This is a genomic window from Aeromonas encheleia (assembly GCF_900637545.1).
In the GTDB taxonomy this organism is placed as follows: domain Bacteria; phylum Pseudomonadota; class Gammaproteobacteria; order Enterobacterales; family Aeromonadaceae; genus Aeromonas; species Aeromonas encheleia.
This window is the reverse complement of record NZ_LR134376.1, coordinates 1,029,711-1,051,027: the sequence shown is the minus strand read 5'-3', so window position 1 is coordinate 1,051,027 and position 21,317 is coordinate 1,029,711. Positions and strand designations below refer to the sequence as shown.

At 62.0% G+C, this 21,317-nt stretch carries 21 protein-coding genes and 1 pseudogene; 6 read left to right on the top strand and 16 right to left on the bottom strand.

What is annotated here, in order from left to right; all coding sequences use genetic code 11:
• Positions 1–61: 61 nt before the first annotated feature.
• The 16 genes and pseudogenes from EL255_RS05005 to glyA all read right to left on the bottom strand — a co-directional run bounded on the left by EL255_RS05005 (position 62) and on the right by glyA (position 14,747).
• A complete protein-coding gene (locus tag EL255_RS05005; RefSeq protein ID WP_042652802.1) occupies positions 62–1,003 on the bottom strand; it encodes an ABC transporter permease in 942 nt (313 codons plus the stop codon).
• 103 nt (positions 1,004–1,106) lie between these two features.
• The gene (locus EL255_RS05000) at positions 1,107–2,081 is read right to left on the bottom strand and encodes an ABC transporter permease (RefSeq protein WP_042652803.1); all 975 of its coding nucleotides are present in this window, start codon (positions 2,079–2,081) and stop codon (positions 1,107–1,109) included.
• 97 nt (positions 2,082–2,178) lie between these two features.
• Positions 2,179–3,735: an ABC transporter substrate-binding protein gene (locus EL255_RS04995; RefSeq protein ID WP_042652804.1), complete on the bottom strand. Its 1,557-nt coding sequence runs from the start codon at positions 3,733–3,735 to the stop codon at positions 2,179–2,181.
• 71 nt (positions 3,736–3,806) lie between these two features.
• On the bottom strand, positions 3,807–5,531 hold the full coding sequence (locus EL255_RS04990; RefSeq protein ID WP_042652805.1) for a dipeptide ABC transporter ATP-binding protein: 1,725 nt from the start codon (positions 5,529–5,531) through the stop codon (positions 3,807–3,809).
• Positions 5,532–6,141: 610 nt separating this feature from the next.
• On the bottom strand, positions 6,142–6,624 hold the full coding sequence (locus EL255_RS04985) for a phosphatidylglycerophosphatase A family protein (protein WP_042652806.1): 483 nt from the start codon (positions 6,622–6,624) through the stop codon (positions 6,142–6,144).
• Positions 6,621–7,580, bottom strand: a complete 960-nt coding sequence (thiL, locus tag EL255_RS04980) for a thiamine-phosphate kinase (protein ID WP_042652807.1) — start codon at positions 7,578–7,580, stop codon at positions 6,621–6,623. Before thiL ends, EL255_RS04985 begins: the two co-directional genes overlap by 4 nt.
• A 57-nt stretch (positions 7,581–7,637) precedes the next feature.
• Positions 7,638–8,051 carry a transcription antitermination factor NusB gene (nusB, locus tag EL255_RS04975; RefSeq protein ID WP_042652808.1) on the bottom strand — a complete coding sequence of 138 codons (414 nt, stop codon included), beginning with the start codon at positions 8,049–8,051 and terminating at the stop codon, positions 7,638–7,640.
• Between the two features lie 5 nt (positions 8,052–8,056).
• Entirely contained in the window at positions 8,057–8,527 is a 471-nt protein-coding gene (ribH, locus tag EL255_RS04970) for a 6,7-dimethyl-8-ribityllumazine synthase (protein ID WP_042652809.1), read from the bottom strand.
• Positions 8,528–8,728: 201 nt separating this feature from the next.
• Positions 8,729–9,838, bottom strand: coding sequence for a bifunctional 3,4-dihydroxy-2-butanone-4-phosphate synthase/GTP cyclohydrolase II (gene ribBA, locus EL255_RS04965; protein WP_042652810.1), 1,110 nt, complete (start codon positions 9,836–9,838; stop codon positions 8,729–8,731).
• Positions 9,839–9,980: 142 nt separating this feature from the next.
• Positions 9,981–10,634, bottom strand: a complete 654-nt coding sequence (locus EL255_RS04960; protein ID WP_042652851.1) for a riboflavin synthase — start codon at positions 10,632–10,634, stop codon at positions 9,981–9,983.
• A gap of 55 nt (positions 10,635–10,689) precedes the next feature.
• Complete coding sequence (ribD, locus tag EL255_RS04955) at positions 10,690–11,799, bottom strand: bifunctional diaminohydroxyphosphoribosylaminopyrimidine deaminase/5-amino-6-(5-phosphoribosylamino)uracil reductase RibD (RefSeq protein ID WP_042652811.1); 1,110 nt, start codon at positions 11,797–11,799, stop codon at positions 10,690–10,692.
• A gap of 75 nt (positions 11,800–11,874) precedes the next feature.
• Positions 11,875–11,958 (bottom strand): annotated as a pseudogene (locus EL255_RS21815) (transcriptional regulator NrdR); the annotation flags it as partial.
• 17 nt (positions 11,959–11,975) lie between these two features.
• Positions 11,976–12,425, bottom strand: a complete 450-nt coding sequence (gene nrdR, locus EL255_RS04945; protein WP_042652812.1) for a transcriptional regulator NrdR — start codon at positions 12,423–12,425, stop codon at positions 11,976–11,978.
• Positions 12,426–12,568: 143 nt separating this feature from the next.
• Entirely contained in the window at positions 12,569–12,901 is a 333-nt protein-coding gene (locus tag EL255_RS04940) for an NIPSNAP family protein (RefSeq protein ID WP_042652813.1), read from the bottom strand.
• 65 nt (positions 12,902–12,966) lie between these two features.
• A complete protein-coding gene (locus EL255_RS04935) occupies positions 12,967–13,386 on the bottom strand; it encodes a ParB N-terminal domain-containing protein (protein WP_042652814.1) in 420 nt (139 codons plus the stop codon).
• A 107-nt stretch (positions 13,387–13,493) separates the two neighbouring features.
• On the bottom strand, positions 13,494–14,747 hold the full coding sequence (gene glyA / locus EL255_RS04930; protein WP_042652815.1) for a serine hydroxymethyltransferase: 1,254 nt from the start codon (positions 14,745–14,747) through the stop codon (positions 13,494–13,496).
• 512 nt (positions 14,748–15,259) lie between these two features.
• Between glyA and EL255_RS04925 the strand changes: the two genes are divergently transcribed.
• From EL255_RS04925 to acs, 6 genes are all read left to right on the top strand, one after another.
• The gene (locus EL255_RS04925) at positions 15,260–15,547 is read left to right on the top strand and encodes a hypothetical protein (RefSeq protein ID WP_042652816.1); all 288 of its coding nucleotides are present in this window, start codon (positions 15,260–15,262) and stop codon (positions 15,545–15,547) included.
• A gap of 37 nt (positions 15,548–15,584) precedes the next feature.
• Positions 15,585–15,989, top strand: a complete 405-nt coding sequence (locus tag EL255_RS04920; RefSeq protein ID WP_042652817.1) for a GFA family protein — start codon at positions 15,585–15,587, stop codon at positions 15,987–15,989.
• Between the two features lie 252 nt (positions 15,990–16,241).
• A complete protein-coding gene (gene torD, locus EL255_RS04915; RefSeq protein WP_042652818.1) occupies positions 16,242–16,910 on the top strand; it encodes a molecular chaperone TorD in 669 nt (222 codons plus the stop codon).
• Positions 16,911–16,958: 48 nt separating this feature from the next.
• Positions 16,959–17,327, top strand: coding sequence for a hypothetical protein (locus tag EL255_RS04910; RefSeq protein WP_042652819.1), 369 nt, complete (start codon positions 16,959–16,961; stop codon positions 17,325–17,327).
• A gap of 106 nt (positions 17,328–17,433) precedes the next feature.
• Positions 17,434–19,182 (top strand): sensor domain-containing protein, encoded by a 1,749-nt coding sequence (locus EL255_RS04905; protein ID WP_042652820.1) that lies wholly within the window; start codon positions 17,434–17,436, stop codon positions 19,180–19,182.
• 174 nt (positions 19,183–19,356) lie between these two features.
• Positions 19,357–21,303, top strand: coding sequence for an acetate--CoA ligase (gene acs, locus EL255_RS04900; protein WP_042652821.1), 1,947 nt, complete (start codon positions 19,357–19,359; stop codon positions 21,301–21,303).
• The last annotated feature ends 14 nt before the right edge of the window (positions 21,304–21,317 follow it).

Here is a 21,317-nt window from a genome sequence, read left to right as displayed (position 1 = left end):
TAGAAAAAGGGCGCCGAACAGGCGCCCTTTTTTATTGCTTGATGCGATCAGGCTCAGGCCATCAGCCCTTGTAGATCTTCGGGTTAAACACATCCCGCAGCCAGTCGCCGAGCAGGTTGATCACCAGCACCAGCACCACCAGGCAGATCCCCGGGAAGGCGGTGATCCACCAGGAGCCGGAGAAGATGTAGTTGAAGCCCACGCTGATGAGGGAGCCGAGCGACGGCTGATCCACCGGCATGCCGAGACCCAGGAAGGAGAGCGCGGCCTCACTCATGATGGCGTTCGCCACCTGCACTGTGGAGATGACCAGGATGGGTGACAGGCAGTTCGGCAAGATATGACGGAACATGATGCGCGGGGCACGGAAACCCATCACCTGCGCCGCTTCCACATACTCCTTCTTCTTCTCGGCCAGCACGGAGGCGCGCACGGTACGGGCGTACTGCGGCCACTCGGCGATGCCGATGATCACCACCAGCATGACGATGGCGAACTCAGAGTAGACCTCGGAGCCAAAGCTGGCCTGGAAGATGGCAGAGATGATGATCGCCACCATCATGGTGGAGAACGACAGCTGCACGTCGGCGAAGCGCATCAACAGGTTGTCGATGCGGCCACCGAAGTAACCGGCGATGAGGCCGATGACAATGCCCAGCACCAGCTGCAGCCCCACCGCGAACAGGCCTATGGTCAGCGAGATGCGGGCACCGTAGAGGATGGTGCTCCAGATGTCGCGGCCCTGGTTGTCGGTGCCGAGCCAGAAGCGCTCCTCGCCACCACTCAGCCAGGAGGGCGGCAGCTCCGCATCCATCAGATCGAAGCTGGTCTGGTCATAGACGTTGTGCGGCGCGATCCAGGGCGACAGCAGCGCGGCAAGCACGAACACCACGAACACGGCGAAGCTGAACATGGCTACTTTATCGCGCAGGAAGTAGTAGACGATGTCGGAGTTCTTGAATCGAGCCCAGCGGCTTGGGCTCGCAGTTACTGCATTACTCATGCGCTTACCCCTTCGTAGCCAGGTAGACAGCCGGGTTGATGACACGGCCAGCATGGTTGCGCCATGTCAAACAGCGGCTCACAGTCACAGCATTAGTCATGTGTTACCCCTTGGCGGTCAAGTTAACGGTCGGGTTGATGAACCCGTAGAGCAGGTCGACCAGGGTATTGGTCACCACGAAGATCAGCCCGACGAAGATGACGTAGGCGGTGATCAGCGGCGTATCGACCCGGTGGATCGCCTCGAGGAACAGGAAGCCCGTGCCCGGCCACTGGAACACGCTCTCGGTCAAGATGGTGTAGGCCACCATGGTGCCGATCTGCACGCCGCCGACGGTGATCACCGGCAGCATGGTGTTCTTGAGCGCGTGCTGATAGTAGACCTTGTTGTTGTCCAGCCCCTTGGCGCGCGCGAACTTGACGTACTCGGAGGAGAGCTGCTCCAGCATCTCAGAGCGCACCAGCCGGATAAACAGCGGCAGCATGATGGAGGAGAGCGACACCGCGGGCAGGATCAAGTGCTTGATGCCATCCCAGGTGAAGAAGCCCGACTCCCAGCCCAGCAGGTTGTAGGTCTCGCCACGGCCATAGGCCGGCAGCCAGCCGAGCTGGATGGAGAACACGAACATCAGCATGATGGCGGTCAGGAAGACCGGGATCGAGATGCCGATGCTGCTCACCGCCATGATGAGCTTGGTCAGGAAGCTGCGTGGTCTTATCGCCGAGTAAACCCCCAGCGGAATGGAGACGGCGACGATGATCAGCGCGGCGGCAAAGACCAGCTCAAGAGTAGCCACCAGCTTGTCGAGGATGACCTCAAGGGCTGGTCGCTTGAAGAAGTAGGAGGTGCCCAGATCCCCTTGCACTGCGTTCTGCAAGAAGCGGCTGTATTTCACCAAAAAGGGATCGTTAAGGCCCATCTTTTCGCGCAACTCATGGCGCACGGACTCGGAGACGGATTGTCCCACCAGCTCGCGCAGCGGATCCCCCAGGTTGTCCTGGATGGAGAAGGCGACCAGGCTGATGACGAACATCACTATCACGGCCTGATAGAACCGTTTCAGCAGGAATGTAAACATGCTTGTCCTTCTACGTGGCCTGTGTCTTGGCACAGGCTTCTGTTAATGGCGGGGGCGCCAATGGCTGCCCCCGCCGGGTCCTTCCTTGCGACTCTACTTACTTGTTGACCACCAGGTCACCCAGGTAAGGGAAGTTCATCACGTTGACAACCGGCTTGATGTCGACGTTCTTCTTGGCGCCATAGGCCAGGTCTTCCCAATGCAACGGCACATAGGCAGCGTCATCGATCAGCATGGCTTCCACCTTCTGCAGGATGGCGGCGCGCTTGGCCGGATCTGTCTCGGTGTTCGCTGCCATCACCATCTTGTCAGCTTCTGCGTTGGCATAACCGCCGCAGTTGTACTGGCCCATGCCGGTCTTGGCATCCTTGGTGAAGGTCAGGAACTCGAAGAAATTCGCACTGTCTTCGGTGTCCGCATGCCAGCCAATCAGCTGCATGTCGGAGGCGCACTTGTCAAACTCGGGCCAGTACTGGGCCACCGGCATGGTCTTCAGATCCACCTTGATGTTGATCTTGGACAGCATGGCGGAGACCGCCTGGGCGATCTTGACGTCGTTGACGTAACGGGCGGCCGGGGAGATGAAGCTCACTTTGAAGCCCTTCTCGTAGCCGGCTTCCTTCATCAGCTCCTTGGCCTTGGCCAGATCATACTGGGGCTTGAGTGCCTCGTTGTAGCCGGCATAGCCTTTCGGGCTCAGCTGGCCGGCCGGGGTGCCGAAGCCTTTGTTGATCTTGTCGACTATGCCCACCTGGTTGATGGCGTAGTTGATCGCCTGACGCACGCGCTTGTCTTTCAGCGCCGGGTTGGTGTTCTGGTTCAGCTCGATGATGATGGCACGGGTACCGGACAGGGTGACCAGCTGGGAATCCTTGCCGTTCTTCACGCGCTCCAGATCGTTCGGGGCGACCGGGTAGATCATGTCCACGTCACCACCCAGCAGGGCGGCTACGCGGGTTGCATCTTCCTTGATCGGCACCACGGTCAGGTTCTCGACGTTGCCTTTGGAAGCCTTGTCCCAGTAGTTGGCGTTGCGAACGTACTCGAGCTTGACGCCCTGCTCGCGGAACTTGACGCTGAACGGACCTGTACCTGAGACATGGGTGGAGGCATAGGAGCTGCCGTTCTTGACGATCTCGGCCTTGTCTTTGCCGGCTTCATCCTTGCCGGTGTAGAACTTGGAGTCCATCGGGAAGATGTAAGTGACGGTCTGCAGCACCAGCGGGAACGGCTTGGCGGTGATCAGATCGACGGTCAGGTCATCGACCTTCTTCACCTCGGCGATGGGGTCGAAGATGGCCTTGAAGTCGGGAGAGGCCTTCAGGCGGTTGACGGTCCATACCACGTCATCGGCGGTGAACGCGTTGCCGGAGTGGAACTTGACGCCCTTGCGCAGGTGGAAACGCACTGTCTTGTCGTCGATGCGCTCAAATTTCTCGGCCAGGCGCGGCTCGAACTGCAGATCCTGGGTGTAACGCATCAGCGGATCGAACACCAGGTGAGACATCTCCAGAGTCTGGCCGGAGAGCTGCTCCTGCGGATCCAGCGAGGTGGCGTCGGAGGCGACGGCCACCGTGATGTTGGCGGCAGAGACGTTAAACGCGAGACCAGCGGCGAACAGCGCCATGGCAATCTTGGATAATCCTTTCTTCATGTCTTTCTCCATGCTTTTGGCTTTTTTATTGACACTATCGTTGATAAACAGACCGGCGAGCCGGTGCTTTCCTAGCTTGCGATTTCCAGCCCCTCGCGGGACATTCCCTTAAATTCCGGCATGAGGGAGATCAGCTTGCGGCTGTACTCATGCTCGGCATTGGTAAAGAGTTTCTCGGTCTCGGCTACCTCCACCAGATGACCGTGCTGCATCACCCCGATGCGATCACACATCTGGCGAATGACCGGCAGGTCGTGGCTGATAAACAGCATGGTGAGCCCAAGCTCCTGTTGCAAATCCTTGAGCAGGTTGAGGATCTGGGCCTGCACCGAGACGTCCAGCGCCGAGGTCGGCTCGTCGCAGATGAGGAAGCGCGGCCGGGTCGCCAGGGCGCGGGCGATGGAGATGCGCTGGCGCTGACCACCGGAGAACTCGTGGGGGTACTTGACCCCTGCACCCCGGCCGAGGCCGACGTGATCGAGCAAGTCGCTCACTATCCCTTGGATCTGGCTCTCACTGCTGGCCAGTTTATGGAAGCGAATGGGCTCTGCGATGATGTCACGCACCTTCATGCGCGGGTTCATCGAGGAGTAAGGGTTCTGGAACACCATCTGCATCTGGCGGCGCAACGGGCGGCGCTCATGCTCCCCTTTCAGGGCGGTGAGGTCGATCCCCTCGAACACTATCTTGCCGGTATCGGGCGGATAGAGGCCGGTGATGGCACGGGCTATGGTGGACTTGCCGGAGCCCGACTCCCCCACCAGACCGAAGGTCTCCCCCTCGAAGATCTCGAAGCTGATGTTGTTGCAGGCGCGCACATACTGGCGACGGCTCGGGAAGATGGAATTCTTGGTGACGAACCTCAGATCCACGTTCTCCACCCGCAGCAACGCGCCTTCATAGCTGCGCTCATCCTGGCTCTGGCCGAGCCAGTGGGTCTTGAGATCGATGCTGAGATCCGGCGCGCTGGCGTCTTCGATGTAGGAGACCAGCGGGAAGCGCACCAGTTTGACGTCGGAGCGGGGCACCGCCGAGATGAGGCTGCGGGTATAAGGGTGGCTGGGGCTACCCAGCACCTGTTCGGTGGTGCCGAACTCCACCAGATCGCCGCGATACATCACCGCCACCTTGTCGGTGACGTTGGAGACCACGCCCATGTCGTGGGTCACCAGCATGCAGCCCACCTGACGCTCCTTGCACAGGTTGCGAATGAGCTGCAGGATCTGGTCCTGAATGGAAACGTCCAGCGCCGTGGTCGGCTCATCGGCGATGATGAGCTCGGGATCCCCCGATAGGGCGATGGCGATGACTACCCGCTGGCGCATGCCACCGGAGAATTGATGAGGATACTGCTTGATGCGCACGTCCGGCTGCGGGATCCCGACCGCGCCCATCAGCTCAAGCGCCTTGGCAAAGGCGGCGTCGCGGGAGAGATCGGTATTGGCCAGGATGGTCTCCACCAGCTGCTGTTCGACGGTGAACAGCGGGTTGAGGGAGGTCATGGGATCCTGGAAGATGAAGCCGATACGGGAGCCACGAATGGCCCGCATCTCGTTCTGGCTCTTGCCGGAGATGAGCTCGCCATTGAGGTAGATGTCACCCCGGGCGATGCGGCCGGGCGGGCTCAGCAGATCGATGACGGCATTGCCTATGGTGGATTTGCCGGCACCTGATTCGCCGACCACTCCGACGATCTCTCCCTTTTCGACAGAGAAAGAGAGATCCTTCACCGCGGCCAGCACCCCATAGCGGGAGGGGTACTCGATCCGCAAGTTTTTCACTTCGAGCAAGGACATGGTTACCTCTGCGGGGGACATCCGTCCCAAATAATTCGTCCGTAAATCAGCCGCAGATGCTGGTTGTGCCTTGGGTACTTAATCTTGAGTGCTTAGTGTGAGTAAGAAACGCTCAATCCATGAGGCAGCCAAACCAGCGATCCGGGCGGGTTTTTTGCATTTTTTTGGAATAACCCGCGAGTAAGTTAGTCGGTTTGCCCGCGGGTGTAAATGATCCAGTTATACAATTTCGCAATACTTTGCGCAGATAACACACTGACCATAGGCGTAAAATGTCGATATAAATCACATTACCAGAGATTGTGATGGCGATGCGAGCGATTGTCTTATTTAAATTTCAACAATGACGCAACAAGCAACCGTATCAACTATTCCACCTAGCCTGGCAAGGCTCGAATGAGTAGTGAATATTTATGTGAAATGATTTTTTAACGACAGCATATCTGGATGAAGGAAAAGTAAGCAGAGGTAAATAGGGGGAAAGCAGCATGTTCCGCCGCAGGGCCGATCGGCCCAAGGGACAGGAAGCGGCCATAATTGCATACAAAACAAGGGGGGCAAATCGGCCCGGCATGAAGCCGGGCCTGCACTCATCTGGTAGGGCGCTGACTCACAGGCACCAGAGTGCCAGCAGTTGCATGCACAGCAGGGCGAACAGGCCGGCGATGAGATCGTCCAGCATGATGCCGACGCCGCCGTGAATGCGGCGATCGAACCAGGAGATGGGCCAGGGCTTGAGCACATCGAACAGCCGGAACAGCACGAAGCCGGCCAGTACCCACTCCCAACCGGCGGGGGCCGCTATCATGGTCACCCCGAAACCTATCACCTCGTCCCAGACGATGGCGCCGTGATCCGGCATGCCGATGGCATCGGTGGCCCCCTGACAGAGCCAGATCCCCACCACGAAGCCCACCGCCAGCAGGGCGATGAACCAGGGGGTGGAGAGCCCGCTCACCAGCAGGTAGAGCGGTATGGCCACTAGCGTCCCCATGGTGCCCGGCGCCCTGGGTGACAGACCGGCACCGAACCCCACCGCCAGCAGGTGGCGGGGATTCTTCAGGTTCAGCTTCTTCAGCTCGGGTTTTATCATGCGAAGTGATCCCAACCCTTGAGGTGAAGCTCGACCGGCAGCTCGCCCCGCACGTAGTCGATGCCCGGCTCGCCCGCCAGGATGCGGCCGATGCGGGTGAACTTGACGCCACAGTTGGCGAGCGCCGTGTCCAGCACGCCGCGATGATCCTCCGGCACTGTGAAGCAGAGCTCGTAGTCATCGCCACCGGCCAGCGCCAGTTGCCAGGCATCCCGCTCGGGCACCGCATCCTGCAGCACCGGCGAGAGTGGCAACAGGCCGAGATCGATCTGCGCCCGCACCCCGGAAGCCTTGAGGATGTGGCCGAGATCCGAGGCCAGGCCGTCGGAGAGATCCAGCGCACTGTTCGCCAGCCCGCGCAGCGCCTGCCCCGCCAGGATGCGGGGATGGGGATGATCGAGGCGCGGCAGCACCGCGGCCAGCTGGTTCTCGTTGAGTGCCCGCTTGCCGAGCAGGTGGGACAGCGCCAGGGCGGCATCCCCCAGGGTACCGGTGACATAGATGCCGTCGCCGGCCTTGGCACCGCTGCGCAGCAGCGCCCGCCCGGTCGGCACGGATCCCTTCACCGAGACGGTGATGGAGAGCGGCCCGCGGGTCATGTCCCCGCCCACCAGCGCCACGTTGTAGTATTCGGCGAGCTCGAGGAAACCCTCGGCGAAGCCGGCGACCCAGGCCTCGTTGATGGCAGGCAGGGTCAGCGCCATGGAGACCCAGCGCGGCTCGGCGCCCATGGCGGCGAGATCGGACAGATTGACCGCCAGCGCCTTGTAGCCGAGATCCACCGGATCCATGTCGGGAAAGAAATGCACGCCGCTGACCAGGGTATCTGTGCTCACCGCCAGCTGGGTATCGGCGGGCAGGGTCAGTAGGGCGCAGTCATCTCCAGGGCCCATCACCACGTCCTTGCGGGCGTGGGGGACCTTGAAGTACTTCTCAATCAGCTCAAATTCACCCATACAGTAAAAAGCCAGCGGTTAGGCTGGCTCCTCTCTTAATGCTGATGGACGGCAGGATCAACGCTTGCTCAGCGTCTTGATCACCTTGTCCAGTACACCGTTGACAAACTTGTGGCTGTCATCGGCAGCAAAGGCTTTGGCCAGCTCGATCGCTTCGTTGATCACCACACGGGGCGGCACATCATCACGACGGGTCAGCTCGTAGGTCGCCAGACGCAGGATCGCCTTGTCCACCATGTCCACTTCTTCCAGCGGACGGGAGAGGAAAGGTGAGAACACCTTGTCCAGCTCGTTGCAGTGAACGGCTACCCCGAACAGCAGATCGCGGAAATAGCTCAGGTCCACACCCTTGGTGTCCTGATCGATCTTGAACTGCTCTTCGATGTCGCCCACGTTGGCCTTGGTCATCTGCCACTGGTAGATGGCCTGGGTGGCGCAATGGCGGGCTTTACGGCGCTCGGACGGTTTCAATGTATTTATTCCTCAAGCTGTTTCAGGACGTTGATCATTTCGAGCGCGCTCAGTGCAGCCTCTGCACCCTTGTTACCCGCCTTGGTACCGGCGCGCTCGATGGCTTGTTCAATGTTTTCGGTGGTCAGCACACCGAAGGCAACCGGAATCTCATATTCCATCATTACCTGGGCCATGCCCTTGCTGCTCTCGCTTGCCACCAGCTCGAAGTGGTAAGTACCACCGCGGATGACGGTGCCCAGCGCGATGATGGCATCGTATTGACCACTCTTGGCCAGCTTCTTGATAGCCAAGGGAATTTCGACGGCACCCGGCACTCGTACCAGGGTCAGATTGCTGTCCTGGACCTGGCCTTGACGCTTCAGTACATCCACCGCACCATCCACCAGGCTTTCATTGATGAAGCTGTTGAAACGGGCAACGACAATAGCAACACGCGCCTCGGGAGCGGCGATATTTCCTTCGATAATCTTCATTGGAAATCCTGTCTCTGTGCAATCAAAAAGGGCCGGAGTCAAAAGTGCGCACATTCTAGCACAACAGACCCACGACAAAAACCATGCCCGCACGAGGCGAGCATGGTTTGGCGATTCATGCGGCCGCCACGTTGATCCGCCAGGGGAGCGCATGGCATGCCCCGGGCGGGCACGGCAGCCGCCTCCTCCTCCGTCCGGCGCTTATTCGCCGACGTACTCCACCACTTCCAGGCCGAAGCCGCCGAGGGCGTGATATTTCTTGGGGGAGCTCAGCAGCCGCATCTTGCCGACGCCGAGCGCCTTGAGGATCTGGGAGCCCACGCCGACCCGGCGCGAGGTGCCCTGCCACTTGGCCCCTTCCGGTTGCAGCCCCTTGTCGGCGGCCTCGAAGGCCTTGACCCGGGCCAGCAGCTCATCACCCTGGGCTTCCGCCCCCAGGATCACCAGCACGCCGCCCTCCTCGGCGATGCGCGCCATGGACTTGGGCAAGGGCCAGCTGCGGGCACTATGACGGTCGGTCAGCAGCAGATCGCTCAGCACGTCGTGCAGGTGGACCCGCACCAGGGTCGGAGTATCGGCCTGGATATTCCCCTTTTTCAGGGCGAAGTGCACCTGATTGTCGATGGTGTCGCGGAAGGTGATGAGGTCGAATTCGCCATGCTCGGTGGGCAGCTTGCACTCGGCCACCTGCTCGACCGTGGTTTCGTGCTGGTTGCGGTACTCGATGAGGTCGGCGATGGTGCCGAGCCGGATGCCGTGCTGCTCGGCGAACACTTCCAGATCCGGGCGACGGGCCATGGTGCCGTCTTCGTTGAGGATCTCGACGATGACGGAGGCCGCCTCATGGCCCGCCAGCCGGGCCAGATCGCAACCCGCCTCGGTGTGACCGGCGCGGGTCAGCACGCCACCATCCTGCGCCATCAGCGGGAAAATGTGACCAGGTTGCACCAGATCGGCGGCCCTGGCGTTTGGGGCCACCGCGGCCTGCACGGTCACGGCACGGTCGGCGGCGGAGATACCGGTGGTCACCCCTTCGGCGGCCTCTATGGTCACGGTGAAGGCGGTAGAGAACTGGGCGTTGTTGCGATCAACCATCAGCGGCAGCGCCAGCTGCTTGCAGCGATCCCGGGTCAGGGTCAGGCAGATCAACCCACGGCCGTAACGGGCCATGAAGTTGATATCTTCCGGCCGGACACAGGAGGCGGCCATGATGAGGTCCCCTTCATTCTCCCTGTCTTCGTCATCCATCAGGATCACCATCTTGCCAGCCTTGATATCGGCAATGATTTCCTGGGTTGTGCTCAGCGCCATGGGCTACTCCATCAACATGCTTCGGGGATTGAGCCTGCGGGCTCGACTTGATACTGCGTCATTCTGTCCTAGATGGGGGCGCAGGCCCCCATTTCAACCGGGGCGGGATCACAGAAAACCCTTTTCGTTGCCCGCCACCTCCTCACAGGAAGCCGGATTGCGCCAGCTTCTCCAGGGTCAGGGTAGAAGCCGAGCTTTCCTGCGCCTTGCCCGGCATCAGTCGCTCCAGATAACGGGCTATCTGATCCACCTCGAGGTTCACGCGATGGCCCGGCTTCCAGCGGGCTATGGTGGTCTCCTGGGCGGTGTGGGGCACTATGGTGAGGCGGAACAGGTTGCCCTGCACCGCATTGACCGTGAGGCTGATGCCATCCACCGCGATCGAGCCCTTCTCGGCGATGTAGCGGGAGAGCTCCGCCGGCGCCGCTATCCAATACTCGATGGCGCGGCCGCTGCTGGACTTGCTCTTCACCTCCCCCACCCCATCCACGTGACCGGAGACCAGGTGGCCGCCGAGGCGGGAAGTCGGCATCAGCGCCTTCTCCAGGTTGACGGGATCGCCCACCTTGGCCGCGGCGAAGCCGGTGCGGGACAGGGTCTCCAGGGAGACGTCGGCGGTGTAGCTCTTGTCCCCCAGGCTCACCACCGTCAGGCAGACGCCGTTGGTGGCGATGGAGTCGCCGAGTTTTATGTCGCTGAAGTCCAGGCTGGGGGCGTGCACTGTGAGGGCCATGTCCTCCCCCTGGCGGCGCAAGGCGGCCAGGGTACCCATCGCTTCGATAATGCCGGTAAACATGCAGATCACCTTGATGATGACGGGGCCCAACCGGCCCCGGCTAAGCGTTGAAGAGTCAGACCACCCGGGCCGTGATGCGGATATCCTGCCCCACCAGCCGCACATCCTTGATGTTGAGCTTGGGTGCCTGGAACAGGCGGGTCAACTCGGGCAGATGGAACAGGCCGCGCCCCTCATCCCCCAGCAGCTTGGGAGCCTGATAGAGCACCAGCTCATCCACCAGCCCCTTGCCCAGCAGGGCGCCGCACAGCCGCGGCCCCGCCTCCACCAGCACTGAGTTGATGTTCTGCTTGGCCAGCAGCATGAACAGGCTGACCAGATCCAGCTTGCCATCCAGCAGCGGCAGCTCCAGCTGCTGCACCCAGTCGGGCCAGTCACCGCCGACCTTGTGACGGGCCAGCAGCACGGGCCCCGTGGTCTTGAACAGCGGCAAGTCAGGGGTCAAGCGGTTCTGGGAGTCGATGATGACCCGCAGCGGCTGGCGCAGGGCCTCCTTGGGATAGACCGCCTTGACGGAGGCGGGCAGCTCGTCCCAACGCACGTTGAGGGAGGCGCCATCGGTCAGCACCGTCTCGGCACTGGAGAGCACGGCGTCGTGGCGGGCCCGCAGGCGCTGCACGTCGGCGCGGGCCAGGGGGCCGGTTATCCACTGACTCTCGCCGCTCGCCATGGCGGTGCGGCCATCCAGGCTCGCGCCCAGCTTGACCGTCACCTGCGGGAAGGCGGTGCGCATCCGCTTGAAGAAACCCGGGTTGAGCGCCTCGGCCTCGGCGCTGAGCAGGCCGAAGTCGGCCTTGATGCCGGCCTCCGACAGCATGCGCAGGCCACGGCCCCCCACCTGGGGATTGGGATCCACCATGGCGGCGACCACCCGGGTCACCCCGGCCTTGATCAGCGCCTCGGCGCAGGGCGGGGTGCGGCCATGATGGGAGCAAGGCTCCAGGGTCACGTAGGCGGTGGCGCCACGAGCCTCTTCGCCGGCGGCATGCAAGGCATAGACCTCGGCATGGGGTTCGCCGGCACGCTGGTGCCAGCCCTCCCCGACCACCACCCCGGCCTTCACCAGCACGGCGCCGACGCAGGGGTTGGGGGCCGTGGTGTAACGACCACGGCGGGCCAGTTCGAGGGCCCGACTCATCCATTGGTAATCATCTTGACTAAACATCTGGGCTCCCGTTCAAAGCGAGAAAATGGGCGTTGTAGGTTCGATTGGCGCGTCCTAACCGGACGTTGGGGAAGCTTATTTCTCCAGCTTGGCGATCTCTTCGCCGAACTCACGGATGTCTTCGAAGCTGCGATAGGTGGGAACGAAGCGGATATCAGCTTGCCCACCCGATACCATCACTTTTCCAGCTTGGCGATCTCTTCGCCAAATTCGCGGATATCTTCGAAGCTGCGATAGACGGAGGCGAAGCGGATATAGGCCACCTTGTCGAGGGTCTTGAGCTCGTCCATCACCAGGTTGCCCACCAGTTGGGAGGCAACCTCCCGCTCACCGGTGGCGCGCAGGCGGGACTTGATGTGGTTGACCCCCTTCTCGATGGCTTCCATGCTCACCGGGCGTTTTTCCAGTGCCCGCAAGATGCCGCCCCGCAGCTTGTCTTCGTTGAAGGGCTCGCGAGAGCCATTGGACTTGATGATGCGCGGCATCACCAGCTCGGCCATCTCGAAGGTGGTGAACCGCTCGTGGCAGAGCAAACACTCGCGGCGACGGCGCACCTGATGGCCTTCTGCCACCAGACGGGAATCGATCACCTTGGTATCAACGGCGCTACAGAAAGGGCAATGCATCGGACCTCCGGCGCAAACTCATGGCAAGTAAAGGGTCACCTGCCACAAGGGGTCAGGATCTTGGTCAGCCAGTGTAACACGACCACCCAAAACCGGTAAAAGCCCAGAAAAAACAATGCCACCGCAGATGTACCATAGCCGTATCAGCTAGTGCGAAGCGCCTCTATGGCCTCGCCTGGCAACCAGATCACCGTATTTGCATCACTCTCGATCAGCGCAACGATGGCCTCTCTCGGGCCCTTTTGCCAGGCATCAGTTCCATAGAAGGCCGCCTGGGTGCGGTCAAGATGATCAAGGTCATCGTAGGCTCGCATCAGAAAGTAGGCGTCCGGATCATGCAAGGAAGGACCATGGCTCACCACATCCATGCCCCAGGCGCGGTGCAGGGGCAGGCTCTGCTCGCTGACCAGCTCATGAAAGGCCGTCCGGCTCCCGGCCTTGAGCCGATAGCTCCGAATTTCCAGCACTCGTTTCATTACACTCTCTCCTGCTAAAAATGGTGTGGAAAGGCCCATACAGCACCATTCGTTCGGCCAGAGGCTCAATCGTCATAGGGCAAGCTGTCAGGATCACACCCAGTGTGATCGGGCGCCGGATCCAGCACAAACTGTACGGCATCGATATGGGTGCGGCCCTGCATCAAGGCCTTGCTCACCCTGTGCATGCCATCCATGACTCGCCCGGCACTGTCCAGGATGATGGGATAGGCGAGATCCGCGGCCAGCATCAGCTGGCAGTGCTCGGCGATGCTGCGCACCGTGGGCCTCACGCTCCCATGTCCGTACCAGTGTTCGCTGTCCAGCTCCGCAATCTGCAAGAGCGGCAGCGAGCGCACCGGCAGGGTGCGACTCAGCCGCACCAGTCGGCGCACATCCCACGCCAGCAACCCCTCGGGCGCCGGGCGAAAGTGGTACTGGGCACGGATGGAGAGGATCGACTCCTCATCGGTGGCATGGGACATGGGGCCTCCTCTGTCTGCCTATGACGCTCGGCCCATGGCGGCACCGAGACCCAAAAAACAATGCCACCCGAGGGTGGCATTGGTCTCACATCGGCACAACCGACTTATCAGGCATAAACCGGGAAACGGCGGCAGATGTCCAGCACCTGCTCGCGCACGTTGGCCAGCACTTCGTCGTTGGCAGGGTTGTCCAGCACGTCACAGATCCAGCCAGCCAGCTGCTTGCTCTCGGCTTCCTTGAAACCGCGGCGGGTGATGGCCGGGGTCCCCAGGCGCACGCCGGAGGTCACGAAGGGGGAGCGCGGATCGTTGGGCACCGAGTTCTTGTTGACGGTAATGTTGGCCTTGCCGAGGGCCGCATCGGCCTCTTTGCCGGTCAGCTCGCGGCCGATCAGATCCACCAGCATGAGGTGGTTGTCGGTACCGCCGGAGACGATCTTGTAACCGCGGGCCAGGAACACCTCGACCATGGCCTTGGCGTTCTTGACGACCTGAGCCTGGTAGGTCTTGAATTCCGGCTCAAGCGCTTCCTTGAACGCCACGGCCTTGCCGGCGATGACATGCATCAGCGGGCCGCCCTGGCCGCCCGGGAAGACGGCGGAGTTCAGCTTCTTGTACAGATCTTCGTCATCGGCGGCGGAGAGGATCAGACCACCACGGGGACCGGCCAGGGTCTTGTGGGTGGTGGAGGTGACCACGTGGGCGTGGGGCACCGGGTTCGGGTAGACGCCGGCGGCGATCAGACCCGCCACGTGGGCCATGTCGACGAACAGCCAGGCACCGATCTTGTCGGCGATTTCGCGCATGCGCGCCCAGTCGACCACACCGGAGTAAGCGGAGAAGCCGCCGATCATCATCTTCGGCTTGTGCTCAACCGCCAGACGCTCCATCTCCTCGTAGTCGATCTTGCCGGACTCATCGATGCCGTAAGGAATGATGTTGTACAGCTTGCCGGAGAAGTTCACCGGGGAACCGTGGGTCAGGTGACCGCCGTGGGCCAGGTTCATCCCCAGCACGGTGTCGCCCGGCTGCAGCAGGGCCATGTAGACGGCGCTGTTGGCCTGGGAGCCGGAGTGCGGCTGCACGTTGGCGTAAGTGGCACCAAACAGTTCCTTGGCGCGTTCGATGGCCAGGGTCTCGACCACATCGACGTATTCGCAACCACCGTAGTAACGCTTGGCCGGATAGCCTTCGGCGTACTTGTTGGTCAGCTGGGAGCCTTGGGCTTCCATGACGCGGGGGCTGGTGTAGTTCTCAGACGCGATCAGCTCGATATGTTCTTCCTGACGACGGGTTTCGTCTGTGATGGCCTGCCACAGCTCGGGATCGTAGCCGGCGATGGTCATGTCACGTTTCAACATCCGTTTATCTCCTGAAAATCGTTTGCGCGATAGGTGAAGTGGGCCCGCGCATTGTAACCGGAGCGGGATCAAAGAGACAGTCCGACCACCCAAAAAAATGTTGAATCCATGTTATAAAATGCAAAGTAATTTAGGTCGGCGACGCCATTTTCCCTGCCAGCCCGTCGTGCCACTCCCCCACCTCAGCCGCAAATTGTGGCGCTGGCGCCCCCGTTTCAGACCCGCCCGTCTCCAGTTTTACGAAGTGTTCGGCAAACAACACCAGCGCGATCAACTGCCGGACCTCGGCTGGCCGAGCAGGGCCAGATCGGTATCCAGCCCCCCTGAGCGAACCCGGCGACGCCCGCTCCGATGGCGGCTTCCGCCCCGTCTAGCGGGTCGGCACGGCGGCGGGCGCTCCCTGAGTCAAAATCCGAAGCGGATCACAACCGGGGCAGACCCGCTCTTGTAACATATTCATTCGAATCGAATTTTGATTGAATACTGGGCACACCGACACGGGGAACATCGCGATGGATCATCTGCTGACCTTCATCATCCTGGTTGCTTTCTTTCTGTTCTACTGGGTCTACTACACCCATCAACGCAAGCGCGTCCCGAGCACCCACTGGGAGGAGCTGCCCACCCGGGCCCAATACCTGGCGGCCCATCCGGACGCGGTGGACGGCAAGATAGTGTTCTGCTGCCACTGCGGTCACCACAAGCAGCTGGAGGTCGGTCTGGTCCATCTGGCCGACTTTCGGCGCGAGTGGGCCTGCGCCAAGTGCAAGCGGGTCCTGTTTCGCGCGAAGGACGACTAACATGGCCTGAGCCACCAACCCAATACGAGGAAGAGAGATGAGGATGCTACACGCCAGTTGCCTGTGCGGGGCCGTCGGCCTGAGCCTGCCGGATCGATTCGACTACATGGGCAACTGCCATTGCAGCGAGTGCCGCAAGTTTTCGGGGTCGGATTACGCCTCGGTCGGCGGGCTGGACGGGGACAAGGTGACCATAGTGCGGGGAGCCGAGGCCATAGCGCGCTTCCAGAAGTCGGCGGAGACCTCCCTCGCCTTCTGCCGCCACTGCGGCTCCAGCCTGTTCAGCCAGAAGCACAGCAGCGGCAAGATCAACCTGCGGCTCGGCGTGCTCGATGATGTGCCGAGCCAGCAACCGGCCTTTCACATCTTCGTCGGCTCCAAGGCGCCCTGGCACCAGATCGGGGACGACTGCCCGCAGTTCGAGAGCCGGCCACCGGCCTGATCCCGTCTGCGCTTCGATGTTCTGGGACAAGCGCCCTGGTGGCCCAGACCACCAGGGCCCACACCAGGCTATCGAGCAATTCCAGGGCCAGGCGCCAGCAGTCCCCCACCGGTATCGGCGCACCGGCATCGACCCCATGCTCCCGACACTGTGAGCGGTGCCGGTCAAAACCGCCCCTTGAGTTTCCTTTATTTTTAAAGTCGTTAGAATCGGGGGCCATCTAGGCTCCCGATTGTCATCCACGGAGGAAAAATGCAGGAATTTATGGCTACCAGCGAACGCCGGGCCGAACTCTACTGGTGGTTTTCCACCCTGTTTGCCGCCGAGCTCAACGATGATCAGATCGCCGAGTATGACAGCTACGATGTGCGCAGCTTCCTGAAGAGTCTCTCCACGCTGGATCCCATGCGCGACGCCGTGGCCGAGCTCAACGACGCCATCGCCCGCCTGCTGGTGCGCCCGGATCGCCAGCGGGAACTGGCCGCCGACTTCGCCGCTCTGTTCCTGGTCGATCCCACGCAGGGGGCCCTGCCCTACGAGTCCCTCTATCGGGGCGATGCCAGGCTGCTGATGCAGGCGCCCATGACCGAGATGCAGGCTCGCCTGCAGCGACTGGGCATAGACGTCAGCGACAAGTACAAGGAGCCTGCCGATCACCTGGCCATCGAGCTGGACCTGATGGGCAGTCTCATCATCCGCGCCGCCGAGGCCAGCACCGCCGCCGAGCGAGCGCAGTGGCTGCAGGAGCAGGAAGAGCTGCTGCATCAACACCTGCTCGGCTGGTTTGCCGACTTCGAGCAGGCCTGCCGCAAGGCCGACCGGTTTGGCTTCTACGGCGCCAGCGCCCGCCTGCTGGGGGTCTTCCTCGGCATGGATGCCAACTACCTCAACCTGATCAAGCCGGCGCAAGCCGCCGACTGATCGGATGAAGAGGGCCCTGCTGCTCATGATCTGCCGGCGCTCGATGCCATGAAGACGGCCCTGCTGTTGATCGCCTGCTGGCTGCTCACCTTTATTCCGGTGGACCAGGGCTTGCTTCCCTTGGCGGCCCTGTTGTTCAACCCGGACAGGGAGCTCTACGGCGCCGCCCAGCTCACCGGCTTCGCCGGCATACTGCTGACCCTCTATCTCGCCAACCTGGGGGTGGAGGTCGTGCTGCGCCGCCGCTTCCAGATAGCCGGCATGCTCACCCTGCTGGTGGCCTGGGCAGATTTCATCAACTGCAGCGGCAGCACCGCCCACTGGCTGCTGTTGCTCGCCCTCGCCCTGCCTTTTCACCTGCTGGGTCTGCTGGTACTGGTGCGTGGCATCCAGGCATTCGGTCGCCAGAAAGGCTGACATCCCCTTGATTTGACTCCATTCCCTGGCTTGCTTTCCCTCCGGTGACTTCCTGCCATACTGACTCTCAGCAGTAAATGACAACAACATCAATTCAGGAGCCTCCATGGCAAAAGCGCTACCCGAATCGGTTCAGGATCCCTGTCTCCCGCAGCTGTCCCTCCATGAATTGCAGCAGTTGTTCGATCTGGCGCCGTTTGGCATAGGGGTATTCGATCGTGAGCTCAGATGCCGCAGCGTCAATGGGACCTTCGCCGAGATCCATGGCCTTCCCCTGGCGGAACTGCTCGGCAAGAGCCTGCTCGAGATAAACCCCGGTTTCGCTCCCCTGCAGACGCCCCCCATCACTCAGGCGCTACCGCACTCCTCACTGATCCTGAAGGGGAGCAACCCCCTCCATCCGGCGTGGTCGCGATACTGGCAGGCCAGTTGCAGCCCCATGCTGGATGCCAGAGGTGCCCCGGAGAGCCTCCTCGTCACCATGCGCAACATCGACCAGGAGGCCGTCTACCGCAGCCAGGAAGCGCGGCTGCAGCAAGCCGAGGCCCGACTCCAGCACCTCGCCTACCATGATCCCCTCACCGATCTCGGCAATCGCCGCCTGTTGCAGGAGCGGCTCGCGCTGGAGCTCGAGGCGGCCAGGCTCAACCAGCACCAGTTTGCCCTGCTGTTCATCGATCTCGACGGCTTCAAGCTGATCAACGACAACCTGGGGCACGACGCCGGGGATCAACTGCTCAAGCAGCTGGCCCGGCGCATCGGCCATCGCCTGCGCCCCGACGATCTGGCCACCCGGCTCGGCGGGGATGAGTTTCTGCTGCTGATCCCAGGGGGCGAGCAGCCACAGCGCCTGGTGGCCCTGGCCGAGCAGTTGCTGCTCAGCCTGCACGAGCCGGTCGAGCTGGGGCAGGAGCAAGTGGCCGTCTCGGCCAGCATCGGCATAGCGCTCTACCCGGATCATGGCCAGAGCGCGGACGCCCTCATCAGTGCGGCGGACAATGCCATGCATGAGGCCAAGCGCCGGGGCCGCAACGGCTATCTGTTCTACTCTCCCGACATGATGACCCAGATGAGGGAGCGGATGGCCCTGGAGCAGGGGCTGATCAAGGCCATGGAGCAGCAGCAGTTCCGCCTGCTGTACCAGCCCATGACGGATCTCGCCAATGACAGCCTCAGCGGCCTCGAGGCCCTGGTGCGCTGGCAGCACCCGAGCGAGGGTATGATTTCTCCCGCCCGCTTCATTCCGGTGGCCGAGGAGTGCGGTCTGATTGAGCAGTTGGGGGAATGGGTGATGCGCACCGCCTGCCAGCAGGGACAGCGGTGGCTGGCGGAGGGGTTCGCCGTGCCCAGGTTGTCCGTCAATGTGTCGGTCAGGGAGATGCGATCCCCCGACTACGTGGACAGGGTCACCGCCATCCTGGCGCAGACCGGCTTCCCGGCAGAGCGGCTGGAGATAGAGGTCACCGAGAGCATCATCCAGAGCGTGGATCAGAGCCTGAGTCTCTTTACCCGCCTCAAGGCGCTGGGAGTACAGATCGCCATCGACGACTTTGGCACCGGCTTCTCCTCCCTGAGCCTGCTCAAAAGCCTGCCCATAGACCGCATCAAGATAGACAGGGCCTTCGTCCAGGCGCAGCCCGACGACAAACACAGCCGGGAGCTGTGCCGCACCATAGTCCATCTGGCGGGCAGCCTCGGCATGGCGGTCACCGCCGAGGGCATCGAGACCCAGTCCCAGCGCCAGTTCTTGCAGTCACTGCGCTGCGAGGAGGGCCAGGGCTATCTGTTCAGCCACCCGCTGTCAAAGTCCCACCTGGCCAGCAAGCTGGCCCCAGACGGCGGCCTCTGCTGCTAGCTCCCCCATGGCGCGAGAAAGGGAGCCCCTGGCTCCCTTTCTGCTGTCATCCCCAGTGCCCGGGGGCCCCTCACCGCATCCTCTCGTCGCTATCCAAAAGTCTAATTGCCCTCACACACCAAAGGTATAAGTTGTTATCTAATCATGACGAGAATGTATTCAAAGGAGTGACAGATGAGCGAGCACAAGGTCTACCCGGTCAAGGCCCACATCAGCAAGGGCGCCCTGCTGGACAAGGCGGGTTATGAGGCCATGTACCAAGCGTCGGTACAGGATCCGGACGCCTTCTGGGGGGAGCAGGGCAAGATCCTCGATTGGATGAAGCCCTACACCAGGGTCAAGAATACCTCCTACGATCCGGGCCACGTCTCCATCAAGTGGTATGAGGATGGCCTGCTCAACGTCTCAGCCAACTGCCTGGATCGCCATCTGGCTGAACGCGGCGACAAGGTAGCCATCATCTGGGAGGGGGACAACCCGGCCGAGGATCGCAAGCTGACCTATCGCGAGCTGCATGGCGAGGTGTGCAAGTTTGCCAACGTGCTCAAGGCGCAAGGGGTCAAGCGCGGCGACGTGGTCTGCCTCTACATGCCCATGGTGCCTGAGGCGGCCATCGCCATGCTGGCCTGTACCCGGGTCGGTGCCGTGCACAGCATCGTCTTCGGCGGCTTCTCACCGGAGGCCCTGGCCGGCCGCATCATCGACTCCGGCTCCTCCGTCGTCATCACCGCCGACGAGGGGCTGCGTGGCGGTCGCCCCATCCCGCTCAAGAAGAACGTGGACGAGGCGCTCACCAACCCGGAGACCCGGATCAGCAAGGTGATCGTGCTCAAACGCACCGGCGGCAAGGTCGCCTGGCATGACCACAGGGACATCTGGTGGCACGACGCCGTCGCCGCTGCCAGCCCGGATTGCCCGCCCGAAGCCATGGGCGCCGAGGATCCCCTGTTCGTGCTCTACACCTCGGGCTCCACCGGCAAGCCCAAGGGAGTGCTGCACACCACGGGCGGTTACCTGGTCTACGCCGCCCTCACCTTCAAGTACGTGTTCGACTATCACGAAGAGGACATCTACTGGTGTACCGCCGACGTGGGTTGGGTCACCGGTCACTCCTATCTGGTCTACGGGCCGCTCGCCAACGGCGCCACCACCCTCATGTTCGAAGGGGTGCCCAACTACCCGGCCACCAACCGCATGAGCCAGGTGGTGGACAAGCACCAGGTCAGCATCCTCTATACCGCACCCACCGCCATCCGCGCCCTGATGGCCAAGGGCAAGGAGGCCATCGAAGGCACCTCCCGCGCCAGCCTGCGCATCATGGGATCTGTGGGGGAACCCATCAACCCGGAAGCCTGGGAGTGGTACTACCGCACCATAGGCGACGAGCGCTGCCCCATAGTCGACACCTGGTGGCAAACCGAGACCGGCGGCATCCTGATCAGCCCCCTGCCCGGCGTCACCGCCCTCAAGCCCGGTTCCGCCACCCGTCCCTTCTTCGGGGTGCAGCCGGCCCTGGTGGACAACCTGGGCGAGCCGCTGGAGGGCGCCACCGAGGGCAACCTGGTGATCACCGACTCCTGGCCGGGCCAGATGCGCACCGTGTTCGGCGATCATGATCGCTTTGAGCAGACTTATTTCTCTACCTTCCCCGGTCGCTACTTCACCGGCGACGGCGCCCGTCGCGACGAGGATGGCTACTACTGGATCACCGGTCGGGTGGATGATGTACTGAACGTCTCCGGTCACCGCATGGGCACCGCCGAGATCGAATCTGCGCTGGTCGCCCACCCCAAGATCGCCGAGGCGGCGGTGGTGGGCGTTCCCCACGAGATCAAGGGCCAGGGCATCTATGCCTATGTCACCCTGATCGCCGGGGAAGAGCCGAGCCGCGAGCTGCATAAAGAGGTGAAGGAGTGGGTGCGCAAGGAGATAGGCGCCATCGCCACCCCGGACGTGATCCACTGGGCCGAGGGGCTGCCCAAGACCCGTTCCGGCAAGATCATGCGCCGGATCTTGCGCAAGATAGCCACCGGCGAGACCGACAGCCTGGGGGATATCTCCACCCTGGCGGATCCGGGCGTAGTGGACAAGCTCATCCGCGAGAAGTCCGAAGCGGCCTGACGCAGGTCCCTGCC